A 2827-nucleotide genomic window follows, 5' to 3' on the forward strand; every position below is an offset into this window, starting at 1 on the left:
GCACGGGCGGCTCGGGCCGGGCGGGCTGCGGCCGGGGGGAGTTGCCCCTTCAGGGGGCCCCATTCGTTCGGGTCGGGGACGCCGAGCGGGAGCATCGCGCGGCGCTTGGGGCCGGTGTGGCCCTCCGCCGGCTCCCCCGGTTCCTTCGCCCCGGGCCAGGCCTTGGCGACGCGTGCGGCAAGGACGAAGTCCTTGCGCAGCGGGTGGCCCTCGAAGCCTTCCGGCAGGAGCAGCGGTACGAGATGGGGGTGGCCGTCGAACGCGACGCCGAACATCTCGTGCGTCTCGCGCTCGTGCCACGCCGCGCCCGCGTACACGTCGATGGCGCTGGGCAGGACCGCCGCGTCGTGCGGCACGGTCGTCCGTACCATCAGCCGCCGCACCGTACCCGTGCCCAGGGCCGCGACATGGGCGCAGACGCGGAAGCCGACGCCCGGTTCGTCCACGGCGCTGAGCCAGTCGAAGTAGGTGCATCCGAGTTCGTCGCGGGCGGTCCGCAGCGCGGTGAGCCAGGCGGCGGCGGGGACGTCGACGGTCAGCAGGTCGTACGCCGACTCCGCCGTGGCCTCGTCGCCGAACAGGTCGGTGACGGCGTCCGGCAGTCGGTCGTAGGCCTCGGCGGCCTCGGCCGCGGATTGCGCGGGTCGGTCGTGGTCGCTCATCGCTGCCCCTCCCCGTCCGGTTCCGGAGCCGCTGCGGGGGCCGCTGCAGGCGCGGCGACCAGGCCGCTGCGCAGGGCCTCGGTGGACGGGCCGCCGCCCGTCGCCCCGGTGGCGTACCGCTCGGCGAGCGACTCGCGTGCGATCTTCTCCTGGAGCTTGAGGATGCCCTGGAGCAGTGCCTCGGGCCGGGGCGGGCAGCCGGGGACGTACACGTCGACGGGGATGATCTGGTCGACGCCCTTGGTCACGGAGTACGAGTCCCAGTAGGGGCCGCCGCAGTTGGAGCAGGCGCCGAAGGAGATGACGTACTTCGGTTCGGGCATCTGCTCGTACAGCCGCTTGACGGCCGGGGCCATCTTGTCCGTCACCGTGCCGGACACGATCATGAGGTCGGCCTGACGGGGCCCGGGGGCGAACGGGATCACGCCGAGCCGGATGAAGTCGTGGCGCGCCATGGACGCGGCGATGAACTCGATGGCGCAGCAGGCGAGTCCGAAGTTGAAGACCCAGAGGCTGTAGCGGCGGCCCCAGTTGAGGACGACCTTCATCGGCTCCGGGGCGAGCCGGGAGAGCACGCCGAGGCGTTTGGGCTCGGGGAGGAGCACCGGATCGGACGGGGATGCGGACGGTGACGGGGGCGGGGGCGCGGGCTGCTGCGACTCGGGGGCAGGGGTCGGCCGGCTCGTCAGGCCCATGCGAGGACGCCCTTCTTCCATGCGTAGAGCAGTCCCACGGCCAGGAAGCCGAGGAAGATGAACATTTCGACCAGGGTCGTCGCGCCGTATCCGGGCGCCGCGAACACCGTGGCCCACGGGAACAGGAAGATGGAGTCGACGGCGAAGATCACGTACAGGAACGCGTAGACGTAGTAGCGGACCTGGGTGTGCGCCCAGCCCTCGCCGACCGGGTCGACGCCGCATTCGTAGGTGAGGAGCTTCTCGGGGGTGGGGACGACGGGGCGCAGCAGCCGCCCGGCTCCGAAGGCCACGGCGACGAACAGGACGCCGACCAGGGCGAGGAGGCCGATGACCGAGTAGCTCTGGAAGTACGCGGAGGCGAGTGCGGTGGGTCCGTCCACCGGAACGCCGGAGCCGCCGGACACGCCGGTCATGCCCGCCGCATCCACCACGCCGGTCACGTCCGTAACGTCGGCCACGTCCGCCCCTCGCTCCCTCTTCGTCAGCGTCTGTCCCACGTGCCTGTTCTGAACGCACGGGTTCTGTACGCACGGGAGTCTAGGGCCTGCTAAACGGAGCGTAAGCAGCCGCGTCGGGCATCAGGTGGGGTTATCCCTACTTCACCCCACCCATGAGCCCCATGGTGCGCGGGGGTGCGGCCCGGCAGGCTGTGGGTATGACCATGAGCCCTTCCGTGCCGGACCCCGACCGGCCGCCGCCCGCCCGTTTCGCCCTCGACCGGTGGACCTGGCGGGAGATCGCGTATCTGCTGGCCAACCTGCCGGTGGCCGTCGTCGGGTTCGTCTACACGGTCGTGGTGCTCAGCGTGGGCGCCGGGCTGTCCGTCACCGTGATCGGTCTGCCGCTCCTGGTCGGCGGACTCCAGGGCGCTCGGCTGCTGGCCCGGCTGGAGCGGCGGCGGGCGCGGTGGATGCTCGGTGTACGGGTGGAGGAGCCGAGTCCGCTGGGGCGCGGCCACCGGGATGAGGGGTTCTTCGTCCGGCTCTGGGCAGGGCTGAAGGACCCGGTGGGCTGGCGGGCGTTGTTGTACGGGTTCGTCCGACTGCCGTGGGGCGTGCTGACGTTCGCGGTGACGCTGGTGAGCCTGTTCGTCCTGTGGCCGGTGCTGCCGTTCATCGCGCGGGGGCTGACGGCGGTGGACCGGGCGATGGCGCGCGGGCTGCTGTCTCCGTCGGACGAGCTGGAGCGGCGCATCGCCGAGCTGGAGTCGGACCGGGGCGTGGTCGTGGACACCGCCGCCGCCGACCTCCGCCGGATCGAACGCGACCTCCACGACGGCGCCCAGGCCCGCCTGGTCGCCCTCGCCATGGGGCTCGGTCTGGCGAAGGAGAAGCTCACCGACGACCCCGAAGCCGCCGCCCGCATGGTCGACGAGGCCCACGGCGAGATCAAGGTGGCCCTTCAGGAGCTGCGCGACCTGGCCCGCGGCATCCACCCCGCCGTCCTCACCGACCGGGGCCTGGACGC

Annotated in this window: 4 protein-coding genes; 1 reads left to right on the top strand and 3 read right to left on the bottom strand. The window is 72.2% G+C overall.

Features of this window, described 5'->3' with window-relative positions:
* The 3 genes from JS521_RS35040 to JS521_RS35050 all read right to left on the bottom strand — a co-directional run.
* Positions 1–662 (bottom strand): NADH-quinone oxidoreductase subunit C (locus tag JS521_RS35040; protein ID WP_205086898.1); only part of this gene is annotated, 662 nt, incomplete at its 3' end.
* Entirely contained in the window at positions 659–1357 is a 699-nt protein-coding gene (locus JS521_RS35045) for an NADH-quinone oxidoreductase subunit B (protein ID WP_205086899.1), read from the bottom strand. The genes JS521_RS35040 and JS521_RS35045, both read right to left, overlap by 4 nt.
* Entirely contained in the window at positions 1348–1773 is a 426-nt protein-coding gene (locus JS521_RS35050; protein ID WP_205086901.1) for an NADH-quinone oxidoreductase subunit A, read from the bottom strand. The genes JS521_RS35045 and JS521_RS35050 overlap by 10 nt, the downstream gene beginning before the upstream one ends.
* A 242-nt stretch (positions 1774–2015) precedes the next feature.
* Between JS521_RS35050 and JS521_RS35055 the strand changes: the two genes are divergently transcribed.
* The coding region (locus tag JS521_RS35055; protein WP_205086900.1) for a sensor histidine kinase at positions 2016–2827 on the top strand (812 nt) is incomplete at its 3' end.

The organism is Streptomyces durocortorensis, assembly GCF_016901035.1.
GTDB classification, from domain to species: domain Bacteria; phylum Actinomycetota; class Actinomycetes; order Streptomycetales; family Streptomycetaceae; genus Streptomyces; species Streptomyces durocortorensis.